At 54.6% G+C, this 17,536-nt stretch carries 18 protein-coding genes; 9 read left to right on the top strand and 9 right to left on the bottom strand.

The window, feature by feature from the left end; all coding sequences use genetic code 11:
* Nucleotides 1-62: 62 nt before the first annotated feature.
* Nucleotides 63-1,331 carry an adenosylmethionine--8-amino-7-oxononanoate transaminase gene (gene bioA / locus J1782_RS09050; protein WP_217152984.1) on the top strand — a complete coding sequence of 423 codons (1,269 nt, stop codon included), beginning with the start codon at nucleotides 63-65 and terminating at the stop codon, nucleotides 1,329-1,331.
* On the opposite strand, the gene J1782_RS09045 is transcribed toward bioA, so the two are convergent.
* The gene (locus J1782_RS09045; protein ID WP_217152983.1) at nucleotides 1,332-2,294 is read right to left on the bottom strand and encodes a LysR substrate-binding domain-containing protein; all 963 of its coding nucleotides are present in this window, start codon (nucleotides 2,292-2,294) and stop codon (nucleotides 1,332-1,334) included.
* A 157-nt stretch (nucleotides 2,295-2,451) separates the two neighbouring features.
* Here J1782_RS09045 and J1782_RS09040 point away from each other — a divergent pair, with 157 nt between their 5' ends.
* Nucleotides 2,452-3,606 (top strand): methionine aminotransferase, encoded by a 1,155-nt coding sequence (locus J1782_RS09040; RefSeq protein WP_152325475.1) that lies wholly within the window; start codon nucleotides 2,452-2,454, stop codon nucleotides 3,604-3,606.
* Nucleotides 3,607-3,641: 35 nt separating this feature from the next.
* On the top strand, nucleotides 3,642-4,421 hold the full coding sequence (locus tag J1782_RS09035; protein ID WP_208951617.1) for an ABC transporter substrate-binding protein: 780 nt from the start codon (nucleotides 3,642-3,644) through the stop codon (nucleotides 4,419-4,421).
* A gap of 65 nt (nucleotides 4,422-4,486) precedes the next feature.
* Here J1782_RS09035 and aphA read toward each other — a convergent pair whose 3' ends face one another.
* The gene (gene aphA, locus J1782_RS09030) at nucleotides 4,487-5,200 is read right to left on the bottom strand and encodes an acid phosphatase AphA (RefSeq protein ID WP_208951616.1); all 714 of its coding nucleotides are present in this window, start codon (nucleotides 5,198-5,200) and stop codon (nucleotides 4,487-4,489) included.
* A gap of 270 nt (nucleotides 5,201-5,470) precedes the next feature.
* Here aphA and J1782_RS09025 point away from each other — a divergent pair, with 270 nt between their 5' ends.
* The 3 genes from J1782_RS09025 (at nucleotide 5,471) to J1782_RS09015 (ending at nucleotide 8,681) form a co-directional block, all read left to right on the top strand.
* Nucleotides 5,471-6,508, top strand: coding sequence for an NADP-dependent oxidoreductase (locus J1782_RS09025; RefSeq protein WP_152325472.1), 1,038 nt, complete (start codon nucleotides 5,471-5,473; stop codon nucleotides 6,506-6,508).
* A gap of 27 nt (nucleotides 6,509-6,535) precedes the next feature.
* On the top strand, nucleotides 6,536-7,231 hold the full coding sequence (locus J1782_RS09020; protein WP_152325471.1) for a type 1 glutamine amidotransferase domain-containing protein: 696 nt from the start codon (nucleotides 6,536-6,538) through the stop codon (nucleotides 7,229-7,231).
* A 169-nt stretch (nucleotides 7,232-7,400) separates the two neighbouring features.
* A complete protein-coding gene (locus tag J1782_RS09015) occupies nucleotides 7,401-8,681 on the top strand; it encodes a putative acyl-CoA thioester hydrolase (protein ID WP_217152982.1) in 1,281 nt (426 codons plus the stop codon).
* A gap of 72 nt (nucleotides 8,682-8,753) precedes the next feature.
* Here the strand turns inward: J1782_RS09015 and J1782_RS09010 are convergent, their stop codons facing one another.
* Both J1782_RS09010 and pgl read right to left on the bottom strand, forming a co-directional pair.
* Complete coding sequence (locus J1782_RS09010; RefSeq protein WP_195814145.1) at nucleotides 8,754-10,265, bottom strand: methyl-accepting chemotaxis protein; 1,512 nt, start codon at nucleotides 10,263-10,265, stop codon at nucleotides 8,754-8,756.
* Between the two features lie 254 nt (nucleotides 10,266-10,519).
* Nucleotides 10,520-11,521, bottom strand: coding sequence for a 6-phosphogluconolactonase (gene pgl / locus J1782_RS09005; RefSeq protein WP_152325468.1), 1,002 nt, complete (start codon nucleotides 11,519-11,521; stop codon nucleotides 10,520-10,522).
* 182 nt (nucleotides 11,522-11,703) lie between these two features.
* Between pgl and J1782_RS09000 the strand changes: the two genes are divergently transcribed.
* Nucleotides 11,704-12,525 (top strand): pyridoxal phosphatase, encoded by an 822-nt coding sequence (locus J1782_RS09000; protein ID WP_217152981.1) that lies wholly within the window; start codon nucleotides 11,704-11,706, stop codon nucleotides 12,523-12,525.
* A 64-nt stretch (nucleotides 12,526-12,589) separates the two neighbouring features.
* On the opposite strand, the gene J1782_RS08995 is transcribed toward J1782_RS09000, so the two are convergent.
* Nucleotides 12,590-12,862, bottom strand: a complete 273-nt coding sequence (locus J1782_RS08995) for a helix-turn-helix transcriptional regulator (protein ID WP_217152996.1) — start codon at nucleotides 12,860-12,862, stop codon at nucleotides 12,590-12,592.
* 143 nt (nucleotides 12,863-13,005) lie between these two features.
* Here J1782_RS08995 and J1782_RS08990 point away from each other — a divergent pair, with 143 nt between their 5' ends.
* Nucleotides 13,006-13,260, top strand: a complete 255-nt coding sequence (locus J1782_RS08990; protein ID WP_152325466.1) for a helix-turn-helix domain-containing protein — start codon at nucleotides 13,006-13,008, stop codon at nucleotides 13,258-13,260.
* On the opposite strand, the gene modC is transcribed toward J1782_RS08990, so the two are convergent.
* The 4 genes from modC to J1782_RS08970 form a co-directional block, all read right to left on the bottom strand.
* On the bottom strand, nucleotides 13,257-14,318 hold the full coding sequence (gene modC, locus J1782_RS08985; RefSeq protein WP_165059502.1) for a molybdenum ABC transporter ATP-binding protein ModC: 1,062 nt from the start codon (nucleotides 14,316-14,318) through the stop codon (nucleotides 13,257-13,259). The two genes, J1782_RS08990 and modC, sit on opposite strands and share 4 nt — an antisense overlap.
* 1 nt (nucleotide 14,319) lies before the next feature.
* Nucleotides 14,320-15,009: a molybdate ABC transporter permease subunit gene (modB, locus tag J1782_RS08980; protein ID WP_104922867.1), complete on the bottom strand. Its 690-nt coding sequence runs from the start codon at nucleotides 15,007-15,009 to the stop codon at nucleotides 14,320-14,322.
* Between the two features lie 227 nt (nucleotides 15,010-15,236).
* The gene (gene modA, locus J1782_RS08975; RefSeq protein WP_165059500.1) at nucleotides 15,237-16,010 is read right to left on the bottom strand and encodes a molybdate ABC transporter substrate-binding protein; all 774 of its coding nucleotides are present in this window, start codon (nucleotides 16,008-16,010) and stop codon (nucleotides 15,237-15,239) included.
* A gap of 185 nt (nucleotides 16,011-16,195) precedes the next feature.
* Entirely contained in the window at nucleotides 16,196-16,354 is a 159-nt protein-coding gene (locus J1782_RS08970; RefSeq protein WP_152325463.1) for an AcrZ family multidrug efflux pump-associated protein, read from the bottom strand.
* A gap of 188 nt (nucleotides 16,355-16,542) precedes the next feature.
* Between J1782_RS08970 and modE the strand changes: the two genes are divergently transcribed.
* Nucleotides 16,543-17,325, top strand: coding sequence for a molybdenum-dependent transcriptional regulator (gene modE, locus J1782_RS08965; RefSeq protein ID WP_217152980.1), 783 nt, complete (start codon nucleotides 16,543-16,545; stop codon nucleotides 17,323-17,325).
* The last annotated feature ends 211 nt before the right edge of the window (nucleotides 17,326-17,536 follow it).

Genomic DNA, 17,536 nt, shown 5'->3' with positions numbered 1-17,536 from the left:
AGTTTACGGTCAACGAGAATTACATTTTTTAGTTTACAATTTACCGCCCGCAGGAATCCTTTATGAGCCCCGCCGATATCGAATTCGACCAGCGCCACATCTGGCATCCGTACACATCCATGACCAAACCGCTGCCCGCATATCCGGTGGAATCGGCGTCCGGCGTGCTTTTACATCTGGCCGACGGGCGTGAACTGGTGGACGGCATGTCGTCCTGGTGGGCGGCGATCCACGGCTACAACCACCCGCAACTGAATCAGGCAGCGGTTGAGCAAATTGGCAAAATGTCGCACGTCATGTTCGGCGGCATCACGCATCCATCGGCTATCGCGCTGTCGCGCCGTCTGGTGGAAATGACGCCTGCCGGGCTGGAATGCGTGTTTCTGGCGGATTCAGGTTCGGTCGCGGTGGAAGTGGCGCTGAAAATGGCGATGCAATACTGGCAGGCGCGTGGCGAGAAACGTCAGACGCTGCTGACGCTGCGCAACGGCTATCACGGCGATACCTTCGGCGCGATGTCGGTCTGCGATCCGCAAAATTCGATGCACAGTTTGTATCAGGGATATCTGCCGCAGCATCTGTTTGCCGACGCGCCGCAGAGCCGTTTTGACGGCGAATGGGACGAAGCGGACATTGCGCCTTTCGCCAAAATGCTCGATGAAAACCCCAGCAAAATTGCCGCAGTGATTTTAGAGCCGGTGGTTCAGGGCGCGGGCGGGATGCGGATTTACCATCCGCTGTATCTTAAACGGGTGCGTAACCTGTGCGATCAGTACGGCGTGCTGCTGATTGCCGATGAGATTGCCACCGGTTTTGGCCGCACCGGCAAGCTGTTTGCCTGTGACCATGCGAAGATTTCGCCGGATATTCTCTGCCTCGGCAAAGCGCTGACCGGCGGCTATATGACACTTTCCGCCACGCTGACCACGCGGCATGCCGCTGAAGTGATCAGCAACGGCGAAGCGGGTTGTTTCATGCACGGCCCGACGTTTATGGGCAATCCGCTGGCCTGCGCGGTCGCTAATGCCAGCCTGCGTTTATTGTCGGAAAACCGCTGGCAGGCGCAGGTGCTTAATATAGAGAAACAGCTGAAAAATGAATTACTGCCGCTGGCCGGACATCCGGCAGTGGCCGACGTGCGCGTGCTCGGCGCGATAGGCGTGGTGGAAATGCGCCAGCCGGTCAACATGGCGCAACTGCAAAAACATTTCGTGGAACAGGGCGTGTGGATCCGTCCGTTCGGCAAGCTGATTTACCTGATGCCGCCGTACATCATCACGCCGGAAGAACTCCGTAAACTGACCGGTGCCATTGCCAGCGCCCTCTATTGATCACACGGCGCTGACCAGCCGGTGCGACGTTGATAACAGCGCGCTCAGCTTTTCCCGGCTGAGACGCGCCTGTTCATTGAGAAAATCAATCGCCACTTTCAGCGCGGGCGTCGGGTTTTCCGGATACAACAACGTATAAGACGCGCCGCTCGCCACGCAAAGCGGAAAAGGCGCAATCACCCTGCCCGCCTGCAAATCATCTTCAATTAACGTCAGATCGCCGATCGCCACGCCATAACCCTGAAGTGCCGAATTAATCGCCAGATCCAGCGTGTCGAAATGCTGTGATTTCTCCGAAGGCAACCCCTGCACGCCCTCTTCCCGCAGCCACAAAAGCCAGTCGCGGCGGTCGCGGGTCGGGTGCAGCAGCGTTTTATCCGCCAGATCGGCAACCGCAGTTTTCCCTTTATAGCGGGGCAAAAAATCCGGCGTACAGACCGGCGTCAGCACTTCGTCAAACAGATGATGCGCGCGGCGCTGCGATTCCGGTGGCCGCCCGAAAATCACGGCGGCATCAAAATGCTCATTGCTGAAATCCACGCCGTGCGCAATCGAGGCCGTCAGTTCGATGCGCATATCAGGCCGGTCGTTTTGCAGCTGGATCACGCGTGGCAATAACCAGCGCATCGAACATGTCGGGCATTTGATCCGCAGCGTATCCGGGTGTGAACCGACGCGTTTGAGCGCATCACCCATCAGCGACAGCGCCTGCTGTACGGGCGGTAATAGTTGCGCCCCGCGCGGGGTCAGCGTCAGCCCGCGGGCCTGACGTAAAAACAATGGATACCCCAGCGATGTTTCCAGCCCGGTTATCTGACGGCTGACGGCGCCCTGCGTAATGTGCAGCAACGTGGCGGCATGCGTCAGATTCAGGGTTTGCGCGACGACGGCAAAGGTTTTTAGCACGTTGAGCGACGGTAAATTCAGTGCATTCAGATACGACAGTTCAGGCGAAAGTGTCACGGAGCCCCCGGTAAATTCAGCATTTAGCCATGACGGCTGATCATGGCGAGTATGACAAATTTTCCATTGTCGGCACAGGCGAACTGCTGCTTAATCGTTAAACACCCGTTTTAACCTTCTCATGGCCGCCCGGCCTGTTTCCTTTGGGGAAAATGCTATGAAAAGCGCGATGTCGCCGCAGTCTAAATTACCGGATGTCGGCACCACTATTTTCACCGTGATTGGCCAGCTGAGCGCCGAGCACAATGCCCTGAACTTATCGCAGGGCGCACCGAATTTCTCCTGCCAGCCTGCGCTTATCGACAGCGTTGCCAAAGCCATGCGCGACGGTCATAACCAGTATGCGCCGATGAGCGGCGTGGCCGCGCTGCGCCATGCGCTTTCCGCCAAAGTTGAAGCGCTTTACGGTTGCCATTATGACGCCGACAGCGAAGTCACCGTGATTGCCAGCGCCAGCGAAGGCTTGTATTCCGCCATCAGCGCGCTGGTGCATCCGGGCGATGAAGTCATTTATTTCGAGCCGTCGTTTGACAGCTACGCGCCAATTGTCCGCTTACAGGGCGCAAAACCGGTGGCGATCGGCCTGTCGATGGAGGATTTCAGCATCGACTGGGATCAGGTCGCGAGCGCCATCAACAGCCGCACGCGCATGATCATCATCAACAGCCCGCACAACCCAACCGGCGCGATTTTCACTGATTTCGACATCGAACGTCTGACGGCGCTGACCACAGACACTGACATCGTGATTTTATCGGACGAAGTTTACGAGCACGTAGTTTTCGACGGCGAGCGCCACGAAAGCATGGCCTGCCATCCGCAGCTGGCCGGGCGCAGCGTCATTGTGTCGTCGTTCGGCAAGACCTATCACGTCACCGGCTGGCGCGTGGGCTACTGCCTGGCACCGGCGGAACTGATGGACGAAATCCGCAAAGTGCATCAGTTTATGGTGTTCTCCGCCGACACGCCGATGCAGGTTGCGTTTGCCGAAGCGCTGGCCGATCCGCAAAGCTATCTCGGTCTGGCGGATTTTTATCAGAAAAAACGCGATTTGCTGGCGGAAGCGCTGAGCGAATCCCGCTTTGAATTACTCCCAAGCCGTGGCAGTTTCTTTATGCTGGCGCGTTTTAGTCATTTCAGCCCGCTGACCGACGATGAATTTGTGCTGAGCCTGATCCGGGATCACCAGATTGCTACCATCCCGCTGTCGGCCTTTTACAGTAATAACAAACCCACCGGGCTTATCCGCCTGAGCTTTGCCAAAGATAACGACACGTTGTATGAAGGCGCACGCCGTCTGTGTCGCGTCTGAGCCTACTTTCTGATACCGCAGGGGAATTGTGAATAATGAAAAAATTGAAAATCGCATTGCTGTTAGGTTGTGCCGTGGCTTCTTTTTCAGCGCTGGCAGACGGTTCCACGCTGAAATTCGGTCTGGAAGCGCAGTATCCGCCGTTTGAATCCAAAAGCGCCACCGGCGAATTGCAGGGCTTTGATATTGATTTGGGTAATGCCGTTTGCGCCGCGGCCAGCGTGAAATGCGAATGGTACGACACCTCTTTCGATGGCCTGATTGCCGCCCTTCAGGCGCGTAAATTCGATGCAATCAACTCCGCCATGAACGTAACCGAAAAGCGTCGTCAGGCGATCGATTTCACCAACGTGATTTACCGCGTACCGACGAAGCTGATTGCCAAAAAAGATTCCGGCCTGTTGCCGACCGTTGATGCGCTGAAAGGCAAACATATCGGCGTGTTGCAGGGCTCGATTCAGGAAAGTTACGCGCAGGCGCACTGGGCACCGAAAGGCGTGGATATTGTTTCTTATCAGGATCAGAACCAGGTATATCTGGACTTATCCTCAGGGCGTCTGGACGGCACGTTAGTGCTGGCTCCGGCGGGCCAGAGCGGATTCCTGTCACGTCCTGATGGTAAAGATTACGGCTTTGTCGGCGACGCCGTGCGCGACGATAAAATCCTCGGCAGCGGCATTGCCTTCGGCCTGCGCAAAGGTGATGCCGCGCTGAAAGAAAAACTCGACACCGCTATCGCCAAAGTGCAGAACGACGGCGTAGTTAAGACGCTTTCGAAGAAATATTTCGGCGATATTGATGTGAGTGTAAAGTAATTATTTTCTGCGCCTCACCTGTATTCTGGTGAGGCGCAAATCCTGCCACAGCCTTTCTTTTCTTCTCAGTACTCAGAATTCACAATCACTTCTTCGCCAAAAATGCCGGCCTGGGGTAACGGTTTATAGCTGGAGTTTGACGCACGTAATACGCGGATGCCGCGCGCACCGGCGGCCTGTGCGGCGGTGATGTCGTTGTCCGAATCCCCGTAGAAAATCTTCATCTGCTTATCTTTCAGCCACTGCGTTTTGGTGTTCTGCCCGGCTTTGTCACCGGCAAAAATCACCGGATTTACTTTGTCTTGCGGGATCTGGAAATCATTCTGCAAGGTTTTGGTGACGGATTCGGTTTTGGTTTCACTGCGCCCGGTAACGAAATAAATACTGTCGCCGCGTTTGAGGTGCATGGCAATCAGGCTTTTCGCCACGTCTTTCGGCATGCTGAACTCGTCCCAGCCGTTATTCATTTTTTCCCAGAATTTCGGGTTTTTCAGATAGTCCTGTTTGCCCGGAGAAAACTCCAGTTGGCCGCGGTAAAAGCCCGGCGAAGAAAACAACACCGTGTCATCGATATCGAAACCCACCGCCAGCGGCGGACGGCCTTGCAGACTGTTTTCAATTTGCGCGACAGAAACCCAGTGAACCGGCGACTGTTGGGCGAGTTGTGCAACGTTAACGCCCGGATACAGCGGTGCGGGCGCAGCGTCTTTTGCCGTCGCCGTTTGGCCAAGGCTGAGCAGCAGGAAAACGGCACTGAGTGCCAGAGGTGTTTTATGCATCGGGATCCCTTTTTTATGCTTATTAATCTGAAAGATAAAACGGAGCAAGTGGTCAAAAACCTTACCGAACATACCTGCGCCCTTAACAGACTTAAAGGGATTTCTCGGGCAAAGTCATAGGAAAAGATGAGGGTCACAGTTTGGGGATAAAACGCATGACTCATAAGAACATGGCATAAACCGCTTCATGCGAAAACAACTTCGCGTCCTATACTTATTCCCAATTACGTTGACTTTTAACTCTCTTATATGAAACGGGAAGGTATTGGTATGTCTCAATCTCAGTCTGAAAACCGCCGCATCGTTCTGGCGTCCCGCCCTCATGGTAAACCTGTTGATGACAATTTCCGTCTGGAAAAAGCCCCGCTGCCCGTGGCCAAAGAAGGCCAGCTTTTGTTGCGCACCGTCTGGCTTTCTCTTGACCCTTACATGCGCGGGCGGATGTCCGACGCGCCTTCGTATGCCGCGCCGGTGCAAATCGGTGAAGTGATGACCGGCGGCGGGGTGTCCCGCGTGGTGGAATCCCACAGCCCGGATTTTAAGACCGGCGATCTCGTCGTGGGCAGAACCGGCTGGCAGGATTACGCCGTCGTGAACGCGGATGAAGTGAAAAAGCTGGAAGGCGCTGCGCTTAAGCAACCGTCTCTGGCATTGGGCGTGCTGGGGATGCCGGGCTTCACCGCGTTTATGGGGCTGCTGGATATCGGCGAACCGAAACCGGGCGAGACGCTGGTGGTCGCCGCAGCCACCGGGCCGGTCGGATCCCTGGTCGGACAAATCGGTAAAATCAAAGGCTGCCGCGTGGTGGGTATCGCCGGGGGTGAAGAGAAATGCCGCTACGCCGTGGAGCATTTCGGCTTCGACGAATGCTTAGATCACCGCGCGCCGGATTTAGATCAACGTCTCAAAGCCGCCTGCCCTGACGGCATCGACGTTTATTTCGAAAATGTCGGCGGCGCGGTGTTTGACGCGGTTCTTCCGTTGCTCAATACCAAAGCCCGTATTCCGGTATGCGGTCTGGTTTCGCAATACAACGCCACCGGCCTGAAAGAAGGTCACGACCGCCTGTCACTGCTTGCCAGCACGATTTTGAGAAAGCGACTGCGCATGCAGGGATTCATTATTTTTGATGATTACGGCCATCGTTATCCGGAATTTGCAAAGCAGATGGGCGAATGGTTTGAAGCAGGGAAAGTGAAGTTCCGCGAAGATGTTGTTGAAGGGCTGGAAAACGCACCGCAGGCGTTCTTCGGTCTGCTTGAGGGTAAAAACTTTGGCAAACTGGTCGTTCGTGTCGGGCAGGATTGATCCCTGACTGCGTCCACAGGAGGTAACATGAAATTACTGATTGTATTGACATCGCACGATAAACTCGGCGAAACCGGCAAGAAAACCGGTTTCTGGCTGGAAGAATTTACCGCGCCGTATTACGAATTTCTGGATGCCGGCGCGACACTGACGCTGGCATCGCCGAAAGGCGGGCAACCGCCGCTGGATCCGAAAAGCGATGAGCCGGATGCCCAGACTGAAACCACGGCGCGTTTTCGTCAGGATAAAAGCGCTCAACACGCGCTCGCCACAACGGTGAAACTGGCGGAGGTGAATGCTGCTGATTTCGACGCTATTTTTTATCCCGGCGGCCACGGCCCGTTGTGGGATCTGGCGGAAGACGCGCATTCGGTGGAGCTGATTAAGGCGTTCTGGACGGCAGGCAAACCGGTTTCCGCCGTTTGCCACGCGCCCGGCGTTTTGCGCAATGTGCTGCTTGACGATGGCACGCCGCTGGTCAAAGACAAACGCGTGACCGGGTTTAGCAACAGCGAAGAGGACGCCGTCGGGCTGACGGACATCGTGCCTTTCCTGGTGGAGGACGAGCTGAAAAAGCACGGCGGCGATTACAGCAAAGCCGCTGACTGGCGTCCGTACGTGGTCACCGACGGTAAGCTGATCACCGGGCAGAATCCGGCCTCGTCCAAAGCCGTCGCACAAGCCTTGCTGAAATTGCTGGGCGGCGCAGAGATCAGCAAATGATCTGACGCGGCTTGCGGCAAAGCATCACTGACAGTGATATACAGCTGATTCCTGTGGTATAAAAGACGCAGAAAAGGTGGTCAGTTTTACTGGCCGCCGTTTTTTTATTGCGGCAATGGCCGCGACATTGAAAAAAAGAATAACTTTCTTCATCAAGGAGTCAGTCACAGTGAAAATTTCCACCCTGTCACGCGCGTGCGCTATGTTGTCCGCCAGCCTGATTTTGGCGGCATGTAGCAGCAGCCATCAAGGCTTATCCAGCCAGGTTGCGCCGGGCACCGCGTCACTGCCCGTGTTATCAGCGGACGAAGCGGCCAACTTTACAGCGAAAAATTATCTGGCCTTTGGCGGCCCTTCTTTGCAGGTTCAGCAACAGGGCTGGTTCCCTAAACTGGCAAGCACTGACGCGGCTAAAACCAACTTTGTGGTTGGCCCGCAGTTAGGCACCGATGGCGCATCGTATTCCACCGTACAACAGGCGGTAAATGCCGCACTGGCCGTGCGTAACCACGGTGAGCGTATTTTCATTAAAATCCTGCCGGGCACTTATAACGGCGCGGTTTACATTCCGGCTGGCGCGCCGCCAGTGACCTTATTCGGGGCCGGTAACAGCTCTGCGGATGTCACGCTGACGCAAACGCTGGAAGCCTCTGCGGCACCAGCGGCGTACCGCGCAACCGTCAGCCCTAACGGCCAGTTCCTGCCGGGTGACCGCGCATTCTATATGTTCCAGAACTGTGCGAATCTGACGACCGAAACCATCGGCACAGGTTGTACGGCGACCGTCTGGTCACAAAGCAACGGCCTGCAAGTGCAGAACCTGACCATTGGTAACGCCCTGCTTGATACCGTTGACGGCGGCGATCATTCAGCCGTTGCTTTGCGTACCGACGGCGACAACGTGATTCTCGACAACGTCCGTCTGATTGGCCGCCAGAACACCTTTATGGTGAACACCGCCAACATCCACAACCAGACCGACAACAGCCGTTACAGCCGTGCTTACGTGCATAACAGCCTGATCGTGGGTGATGTGGATTACGTGTTTGGTCGTGCTAATACCGTATTCGACCACGTTGAATTCCACACCGTCAGCAGCCGCGGCGTGAAACAGGCGTCCATCTTCGCACCGAATACGCCAGCCACAGCACCTTACGGTTTCCTGGTGATCGACAGCAATCTGACCGGCGACCGGGGTTTCGAGCAGGCAGCAAAAGCGAAAATGGGCCGCGCGTGGGATGCTAACGATGCCAGCAGCCAGCTGGTCATTCGCGACAGCAGCTTCGACAACAGCTACGACCAGATGAACCCATGGGGCGACGCCGTCTTCTCCGGTCATCCGTTTGTGGGCAACGTGCCGAAAGATGAAAAACAGCAGCGTAACCTGAATGACACCAACTTCAACCGCCTGTGGCAGTACAACAATGTGCTGACTCAGCCTGCGAAGTAATTCAGTCTGACGCAATAAAAATGCCGCAGGAGGAAACTCCGGCGGCATTTTTTTACCTGAAAATCTTACCGGTTATGCCCTTTCGTTGCCGAGACGGAATACCGAAACCGTGCGTTCCAGATTCAGCGCCTGTTCATCGAGCGACGCCGCAGCACTGGCGGACTGCTGAACCAGCGCGGAGTTCTGCTGTGTCACGGTGTCCATTTCGGCCACGGCCAGCGCAATCTGGCTGATCCCCCGGCTTTGTTCATCCGACGCCGACGCAATCTCATGAATGATCTGCGTAACGTGACGGACGGAACCGACAATCTCTTCCATCGTATCGCCTGCTTTCTCCACCAGCGTTGAGCCGTTATTCACGTTGGTCACCGATTTTTCGATTAACCCTTCGATCTCTTTAGCGGCCTGCCCGCTGCGCTGCGCGAGGCTGCGCACTTCGCTGGCAACCACCGCGAAGCCGCGGCCCTGTTCACCGGCACGCGCCGCTTCAACGGCGGCATTCAGCGCCAGAATGTTGGTCTGAAAGGCAATGCTGTTGATGACGGTGGTGATTTCAGAAATTTGCTTCGAACTGACGGCAATCTCTTTCATCACGCCCACCACGTCGGTGACCAGTTTGCCGCCGCGTGCTGCCGTCACGGCCGCATCGGACGCCAGCTGGCTGGCCTGCGTGGCGTTATCGGCATTCTGTTTCACCGTCGAGGTGAGCTGCTCCATGCTGGCCGCCGTTTGCCCCAGCGCTGCCGCCTGTTCTTCAGTACGCGCCGACAAATCAATGTTACCCGCTGCAATCTCACTCGAGGCACGCGTGACCTGAGTCACCCCTTCCCGGATATCACCGATGATGCCGTGCAGGTTTTTATTCATGCCTTCAATCGCACGGGTCAGTTGCCCCACTTCGTCATGACTGTGGCTGGTGGCGTGCGTTGAGAGGTCGCCTGCGGCAATCCGTTCAGCGGTGGCAAGTGTGCGGCGCAGCGGAAGTGTCAGCCCGCGCGTCGTGCGCCAGGAAATCAGCACGCCCACGATCACCGTCGCGGCGATAATCGCCAGCATTTCCTGAATGGTTCGGGTGACTTCTTCGTGCAGGTTGCCCATTTCATGATCGAGCAGCGTATTGGATGCGGACGTCAGCGCCAGCCCGGCCTGCGCCAGCTGTGCGGTGATTTGTTGCAGATCGCTGCCAGCCGGAGGATTAAGCGTTTGCTGCCAGCTTTCGCGGTAACGGCGGATGTTTTCAGGCATGGCGTCCACCAGAGGCTGATCTTCGGCATCCCAGGAATAGGCCGCGACCTGCGCCTGCCGGGCTTCGAGCTTATCCAGCGCCTGGCGGTTTTCCTCAACATATTTTGGGTCTTTGCTGGCCATGTATGAAAGCCGGGAAAATTTTGCACCGCTGAGCAAATCGTTAACGGTTTTAAGCAGCGTGGCCTTTTCGGCGCGTTGGTTGATGCTGGTCAGATGATAAATACCCGACACAGCGATGAAGGATCCCAGCAACAGCACCAGTGCAAAACCGGCACCGAGTTTGCCAGCGATGGTGGCATGACGAACTTTGCCAGCGATCCCTGAAAGTACATTCATTTTCTTCTCCCTGATTTCCAAATGGACTGACTCTGAAGTGGCAATGCCACCGAAGAATGAGTGAATAACGGGAGAGTTATCGACCGGCAATGATTAACATTTAGAGAGAAGTTAAAATATTTCTTATCAATCACCCGAAAGGTTCAGGCAATAAAAAAGCCCCTTATTACAGGGGCTTGATCATTATTCCGTGGCGGTATTATTGAGATGTTAAAACATAAACATTAGACAATCTCACTAATACACCAGAGTGATTAATCAATTTCCAGAATGCTTACCCACATCGGCGCTTTGCCCACCGGGTAGGTTTTCAGCGTGGTCAGCTGGCCGTTTTGCGGATTGATTTTCGCCACTTCAATGGCATCGGATTTCTGGCCCGCCGTGATCACGTACTGGCCGGTGAAGTCGATATTGAAACCCCGCGGCTGAGTTTGCGTCGCATGGTGCCCTGTGAGCGTAAGCTCGCTGCCATCTTCGGAAACCGACAGAACAGAAATCAGGCTGGCCGTACGGTCTGAGGCGTAGAGGAATTTTCCGTCCGGCGTGATGTGCAAATCGGCCGCCCAGCAGGTGCCGGTAAAATCAGCCGGCATCACGCCGAGTGTCTGAACCTGACGATATTCGCCGGTGCCGACGTCTTTCTGGTACACATCAACACTGCTGTTGAGCTCATTTACACAGTAGGCAAAGTGATGATTCGGGTGGAATGCCATGTGGCGCGGACCGGCACCTTCAGCTGTCCGCAGCTCGCTGGAGGTCTGATGTGGTGTCGCTTCGCCCTTCTGACTGAAATCATACTGACGAATGCGGTCCTCTTTCAGCGCCGGGATCATCAGCAACTGATTGGTCGGGTCGATATTGGCAGAGTGCGGCGCCTGGATGTTTTCCAGAACCTGAACCGGTGCCAGCGCGTGACCTTTTTCATCCAGCGGATGAATGCTGACGTTGTTGAAGCTGTAAGAAGCCGAGAACACAAAACGCCCCTGAAGGTCGATCCCCAGATGCGTCGGGCTGCCCGGCAGCGGAGCCATCGCGGCTTCTTCCAGTTTCCCTTCGTGGTCAATATGGTACGTCAGTACGCCAAACTCCGGGCGCACGCCGACATACAAACGATGACCGTCAGGATGGAGCACCATCGGCTGAACCTGTCCCGGCACTTCCACCGTTTGCAGCAGGCTCAGTTCACCATTATCCGCCAGATGAAAAGCGTGGATTTGCTGGCTATCAGGGCTGGCAACGTAGACGACTTGCTTCATCACATCTCCTTATTAAAAACCGAATGAGTGGGTAGACTTTTTAAAAGCGTAGCTCAGGTTAACACGATAACTCAACGCACTGGCGGCACTAAAGGTGCCGGATCCAAGGTTTAATTAGCAGGCTTAACACGGTAACATGATGATAATTTCTTCGATCCACCCACACTTACGATGGACTGCTCATGACTTATCGCATTATTGCGCTCGATCTCGACGGTACGCTGCTGGACCGTCAAAAACGTATTCTTCCTGAATCTCTTGCTGCGCTGGCCGATGCCCGCGCACAAGGCATTAAAGTGGTTGTCGTCACCGGTCGCCATCATGTGGCAATCCACCCGTTTTATCAGGCATTGGAGCTCGATACACCTGCTATCTGCTGTAACGGAACTTATTTGTATGATTATCAGGCACGTAAAGTATTAACTTCCGATCCGCTCGACAGCGTGAAAGCTAAAAAAGTCATCGACCTGCTGGATCATCACGGCATTCACGGCCTGCTGTATGTCGATGATGCGATGCTGTATCAGCAACCAAGCGGCCATGTGACCCGTTCGATTGCCTGGGGTCAGAGCCTGCCGGAACATCAGCGTCCGAACATCGTTCAGATTAACAGCCTGCGTGAAGCCGCAGACGAGGCGCAGTCCATCTGGAAATTTGCCACGTCGCATCAGGATCTGGATGCGCTGCATACGTTTGCCGCACAGGTGGAAAACGATCTGGGTCTGGCCTGCGAATGGTCGTGGCACGATCAGGTAGACGTGGCGAAAGGCGGCAACAGCAAGGGCCGTCGCTTACAGGAATGGGTCGAATCTCAGGGCATGAGCATGCAGGATGTGGTCGCGTTCGGCGATAACTACAATGACCTGAGTATGCTGGAAAATGTCGGTCTGGGCGTGGCGATGGGCAATGCGGCGGATGCGATAAAAGAACGCGCGGCACTGGTCATTGGCGACCACGAAACCCCGGGCATTGCAGACGTTATCCGCACGAAAGTCCTCAACTAATCCCTGCGTTTTTTTCGCGCCTTCCCCTGCTACAGAGGAAGGCGTTTTTTCTGCCACAAAATCATCAGTCGGTCTTTAATTCGGGTTTGATTTTTACGGGCCGTATGAAGCGCGGAATCGATCGCATCTGTGCATCAAAATACCGGCTCGGCCAGATAGCCGACGGCGGAACTCCCAGTGCTTTAGCGATAATCATTTCGCCCTTTGCCCACGGACGCGCCAGCGCATTTGCCAGCGTCGAGGAACCTAAACCGGCTTCCCGTGATACCGCCGCCAGCGTGGTTCTTTTCTTACGTAACCCGGCGATGATATCTGCCGGGTGCCAGTCATCTTCCATTCTCATCGTTCATCCTTTGTTGTCTGTACGGCATTCAGAAAAGTGAACTACACTTTCACTTTACGATGTCTAGTAACTCTAAACAACAATGATGTTAAGTAATGCTAAACATAACGTCAATACTCTTTTTGTGGTTATTGACGATGATCTCATACAGACTGAAATCTGCCCGAACAAAGGCGAAGCTGACGCAGGAAAAACTGGGCGTTATGGCGGGAATTGATGAAAGCACCGCACGTTCGCGGGTTTCACAATATGAAAACGGCACCTACAGTCCGAACTTTGACACCATGTGTCATTTCGCCCGCGTGCTGAATGTGCCGGAGTGTTATTTCTATATTATCGATGACAAATTCGCCGAAAAAGTTCTGGCGCTGTATCACGCGTCAAAAGCTTAACGGTTCACCGACACGCTTTTAATCTGCGCATACAGCCACTGGCCTGAACGAACCATCAGTTCATCGCGCGCCCAAGGCGTAATGCGTGCCCAGAGAATGTGATCGGCCATCGCCAGTTTCACTTCCACCTGATTGCCCACGTCCAGACATTCCAGTACTTTCGCGGGCAAAATATTGCGGATGCTGCTGTTGTTGGCGGTCGGTTGCAGCACCAGCGAAACGTCGGTGGAATTCACGCGCACGCGCAGCGGCGTGCCGGGCGCTTCTTCCACTTTACTGATCCATAAACGCTGGTCGCCAATCGCCAGCGCCGTCATTTCGTAACGCGGATGATGTTCCAGCACGCTGACGTTCAGCACGCTGCTCTGCTCTTCTTTCGGCAGCCACGGACGCATGACGTTGCTCGCCCACACTTCCTCCAGCGCACCCATCGCCAGCACTTTACCGGCATCCAGCACCATCACTTTTTCCGCCAGACGCAGAATTTCATCCAGGCTGTGCGTCACATACAAAATAGGAATGCTGACTTCCTGCGCCAGACGCTCCAGATAGGGCATCAGCTCGCGTTTACGTGGAAGATCCAGCGCCGCCAGCGGTTCGTCCATCAGCAGAATTTCCGGTGCGGTCAGCAGTGCACGGCCAATCGCCACGCGCTGTTTTTCGCCGCCGGATAACGTCAGCGGGAAACGGTCGAGCAAAGCGCCGATGCCCAGCAGACGGACGATGCTGTCGAACTGGCCGCGCATCGATGGCGCCATGCCATATTGCAGATTTCCCTGCACGCGATAATGCGGAAAGAGGCGCGCATCCTGAAAAACATACCCCACACGGCGTTTTTCCGGCGGCAGAAAAATGTTGTTCTGCGTGTCAGATAAAATTCGCCCGTTGAGCGCGATACGCCCTGAGTCCGGCCTGGTCAGCCCGCATATAGCGTTGATCAGGGACGTTTTGCCCGCGCCGGACAAACCGAAAATCGCGGTGATGCCCTGCGCTGGCAGTTCCTGTGAAATCTGTAAATCCAGGTCACCCAGCTTCTGGCTGAAATTGAGTTCAAGCATTTCAGCCTCCCAGCCTTATGCGGCTGCGTTTTGCCAGCCAGTCAGAAATCAGTAACGCCGCCAGAGACAGCAGGATCGCCAGCACGCAAAGCCGTGCGGCGGCACTTTCTGCGCCGGGGGTTTCAATCAGGGTATACATCGCCAGCGGAATGGTGCGCGTTTCCCCCGGTATATTGGAAACGAAGGTGATGGTCGCGCCAAATTCACCCAGTGAACGGGCGAAGGCCAGCACGATGCCGACGATAACGCCGGGCACCGAAAGCGGCAGCGTGATGGTGAAAAACACCCGCCACGGCGACGCACCGAGCGTCCGGGCAGCAAGTTCAAGTTTGGGATCGACGGCCTCGAGCGACTGGCGGATAGCCCGCACCATCAGCGGAAACGCAACAACAGCGGACGCCAGCACGGCACCGTGCCAGCTAAAACTGAAACTGAAGCCGAACCAGTTATACAGCCACTGCCCCACCACGCCGCGTCGCCCCATCACCACCAGCAGCAAATAACCAATGACCACCGGCGGTAATACCAGCGGCAGATGGATAATACTGTCGAGCAGGGATTTGCCGGGGAAGCGGCAGCGGACCAAAATCCACGCCATCAGAATACCAAGCGGCAGACTGCAAACAACGGCCAGGCTCGAGACTTTCAAACTGAGAAGTACCGCCTGCCACTCATATTCACTCAACATCATGTCGGTTCATTTGTCCTGAATAAAATGTGAAGCCGCAAACATAAAATATCGGCAAAAAAGGTAAAGCCTTTAATCAGCCGCCACAGGGGGACGCAAGATTGGGTGCGAGGGGCATTTTGTATTCGCGACATCAGGAAAGAATCAACGCTTTAGTATTACATAACAACGTGGAACAAATATGAAGTCATCCCCGGAGGGATGACTTCAGGGTTTCGGCGATAAACGGATCATCCGCGCGGTGTGAAACCGTATTTCCTGAAGATTTCAGCGGCCGCTGGCGTTTTCAAATAATCATAGAAACCGCTGACGGTCGCATTTTCGTGGCCTTTCACAATCGCCATCGGATATTCAACCGGCTTGTGGCTGGTTGCCGGGAAGATGCCAACCACTTTAACTTTTTTGCTGGCAACCGCATCAGAGCCATACACGATACCCAGTGGCGCTTCTTCACGTTCTACGAGCGCCATTGCCGCACGAACGTCGCTGGCGCGCGCCAGTTTAGGTTCCAGCGTGGTCCAGGCACCCAGTTTTTGCAGGGCTTCTTTAGCATAAATACCGGCCGGAACGTGGTCCGGATCGCCCACTGCCAGCCGGCTGTCGCCCAGCAGTTTGGTCCATTCGGTTTTTTCAGTAATATCGACTTTATCGATTTTGCTGCTTTTCGCAGAAATCAGCACCAGTTCGTTGCCCAGCAAGGTGTAACGGGTGTTATCAACGATTTCCTGCTTGCTGATGGCGTAGTCCATCCACTGCTGGTCGGCAGAGATGAACATATCCGCCGGTGCACCCTGTTCAATCTGACGCGCCAGCGTTGAAGAGGAAGCGAAAGAGGAGACAACCTGCACGCCCTTTTCTTTCTGATATTGCGTGGCGATATCCTGCAACGCATTGGTCAGCGACGCGGCGGCAAAGACCGTAATTTTTTCAGCAGCCTGAGCCTGAACGCCCAGACCGGCGACCATGACGGTAGCAGTTAACAATTTGCCCCATGAGGTTTTCATCAGTTTTCTTCTTCCTTATAAGTAGATGTTACGTTATGTAAGCACCAATATAACGTCGAAAAAAATGATGTCATCCGTTTTATCCCCGCGGACATTAAGAACCTGCGGTTTCTTGATCTCACCCTGAAAATAGAAAGCCCGGCACAATGGCCGGGCTCTTCGGAAAGCGGGTTAAACCCCTTAACTCATTTTACAATCGGGGTATTTCGGGACTCTTTAGAGTGGCCGACGTTGGAAATAACGTTGAAAATTTCGCCCAGTCCCCAGATCAGACCCAGGATAACCGCGATGAAAATCGGTACCATGATGGCAGCGAAAAGCAAACTTTCTAATAATTCTAACATGATAGCCTCACTTAACTGGCTGAACGGCCCGAAGGCGTTGTAGGACTTCGTGCTTGAAGTCAAAACGAAAAATCAATCTGTTGCGGATAATAACAGTACGGGACTGTGATTACTTTAGCATTTAGCCAACTTGCCTGCCTGTGGGTTTAACGGCGACAATGAATAATGATTCTAATAAGGACGCTGCAATGCAAGCCGAAATTCTCTTAACCCTTAAACTCCAGCAGCGATTGTTCGCCGATCCGCGCCGCATCGAATTGCTGCGACAGGTACGGCATACCGGCTCAATCAGTCAGGGCGCGAAGCTCGCGGGCATCAGCTATAAAAGCGCATGGGATGCTATCAATGAAATGAATCAGCTGGCAGACCAGACCCTGGTTGAACGCAGCACCGGCGGTAAAGGCGGAGGCGGTGCCGTGCTGACGCCTTACGGCGAACGCCTGATTCAGCTGTATGAACTGTTGGCGCAAATCCAGCAAAAAGCCTTTGATGTACTGAAAGAAGACTCCCTGCCGCTCGACAGCCTGCTTGCGGCGATTTCGCGTTTCTCACTGCAAACCAGCGCCCGCAATCAGTTTTTCGGCAACGTTATTGACCGTTCGCATGAGATTGTTCAGCAGCATATCGACATCATGCTGGCCGACGGCAAAACGCAAATTCGTGCGGCGATCACCGAGCAAAGCGCCGACCGTCTGGCACTGACGCCGGGCAAAGAAGTGCTGGTGCTGATTAAAGCGCCGTGGATCACTCTCGGCTATACGGCAGAAAATCCGCATAACGCGTTGCAGGGTGACGTCATCAGTATTCAGCGCGGTGAAAGTAACTGCGAGGTGCTGGTAAAATTACCCAGCAGCGAAACGTTGTGCGCCACGGTGCCTAACAGTGACGTTGACCGTCTGGCGTTGAAAACCGGCCAGAACGTCTTCGCGCAGTTTGATGATGACAAGGTAATCCTCGCCACGCTGTGCTGAAAAGATAATAAAAATCAAAATCTTGCAGAATTAGCGTTAACATTTTGCAGAATTGTCAATTGACTTAAGAGAGTGCAGCGCTTATCCCTTAATTTATCAATCAAAATTCATTTCCCTAAATAATTCGAGTTTCAGGCAGGCGGCAACAGAGTAAATCCCGATGAGCTTACACGAGTAAGTGATTCGGGTGAGTGAACGTAGCCAACTCACA

This window comes from Rahnella sp. BCC 1045 (genome assembly GCF_019049615.1).
GTDB classification, from domain to species: domain Bacteria; phylum Pseudomonadota; class Gammaproteobacteria; order Enterobacterales; family Enterobacteriaceae; genus Rahnella; species Rahnella contaminans.
Note: the sequence above shows the minus strand (reverse complement) of the source record. Positions and strands in the feature narration are given on the sequence as shown.

What these genes read in the sequence shown, in the direction of transcription:
- bioA (WP_217152984.1), top strand. Translation starts at nt 63, where the DNA reads ATGAGCCCCGCCGATATCGAATTCGACCAGCGCCACATCTGGCATCCG.
- J1782_RS09040 (WP_152325475.1), top strand. Translation starts at nt 2,452, where the DNA reads ATGAAAAGCGCGATGTCGCCGCAGTCTAAATTACCGGATGTCGGCACC.
- J1782_RS09035 (WP_208951617.1), top strand. Translation starts at nt 3,642, where the DNA reads ATGAAAAAATTGAAAATCGCATTGCTGTTAGGTTGTGCCGTGGCTTCT.
- aphA (WP_208951616.1), bottom strand. Translation starts at nt 5,200, where the DNA reads ATGCATAAAACACCTCTGGCACTCAGTGCCGTTTTCCTGCTGCTCAGC.
- J1782_RS09025 (WP_152325472.1), top strand. Translation starts at nt 5,471, where the DNA reads ATGTCTCAATCTCAGTCTGAAAACCGCCGCATCGTTCTGGCGTCCCGC.
- J1782_RS09020 (WP_152325471.1), top strand. Translation starts at nt 6,536, where the DNA reads ATGAAATTACTGATTGTATTGACATCGCACGATAAACTCGGCGAAACC.
- J1782_RS09010 (WP_195814145.1), bottom strand. Translation starts at nt 10,265, where the DNA reads ATGAATGTACTTTCAGGGATCGCTGGCAAAGTTCGTCATGCCACCATC.
- pgl (WP_152325468.1), bottom strand. Translation starts at nt 11,521, where the DNA reads ATGAAGCAAGTCGTCTACGTTGCCAGCCCTGATAGCCAGCAAATCCAC.
- J1782_RS09000 (WP_217152981.1), top strand. Translation starts at nt 11,704, where the DNA reads ATGACTTATCGCATTATTGCGCTCGATCTCGACGGTACGCTGCTGGAC.
- J1782_RS08995 (WP_217152996.1), bottom strand. Translation starts at nt 12,862, where the DNA reads ATGGAAGATGACTGGCACCCGGCAGATATCATCGCCGGGTTACGTAAG.
- J1782_RS08990 (WP_152325466.1), top strand. Translation starts at nt 13,006, where the DNA reads ATGATCTCATACAGACTGAAATCTGCCCGAACAAAGGCGAAGCTGACG.
- modC (WP_165059502.1), bottom strand. Translation starts at nt 14,318, where the DNA reads ATGCTTGAACTCAATTTCAGCCAGAAGCTGGGTGACCTGGATTTACAG.
- modB (WP_104922867.1), bottom strand. Translation starts at nt 15,009, where the DNA reads ATGATGTTGAGTGAATATGAGTGGCAGGCGGTACTTCTCAGTTTGAAA.
- modA (WP_165059500.1), bottom strand. Translation starts at nt 16,010, where the DNA reads ATGAAAACCTCATGGGGCAAATTGTTAACTGCTACCGTCATGGTCGCC.
- J1782_RS08970 (WP_152325463.1), bottom strand. Translation starts at nt 16,354, where the DNA reads ATGTTAGAATTATTAGAAAGTTTGCTTTTCGCTGCCATCATGGTACCG.
- modE (WP_217152980.1), top strand. Translation starts at nt 16,543, where the DNA reads ATGCAAGCCGAAATTCTCTTAACCCTTAAACTCCAGCAGCGATTGTTC.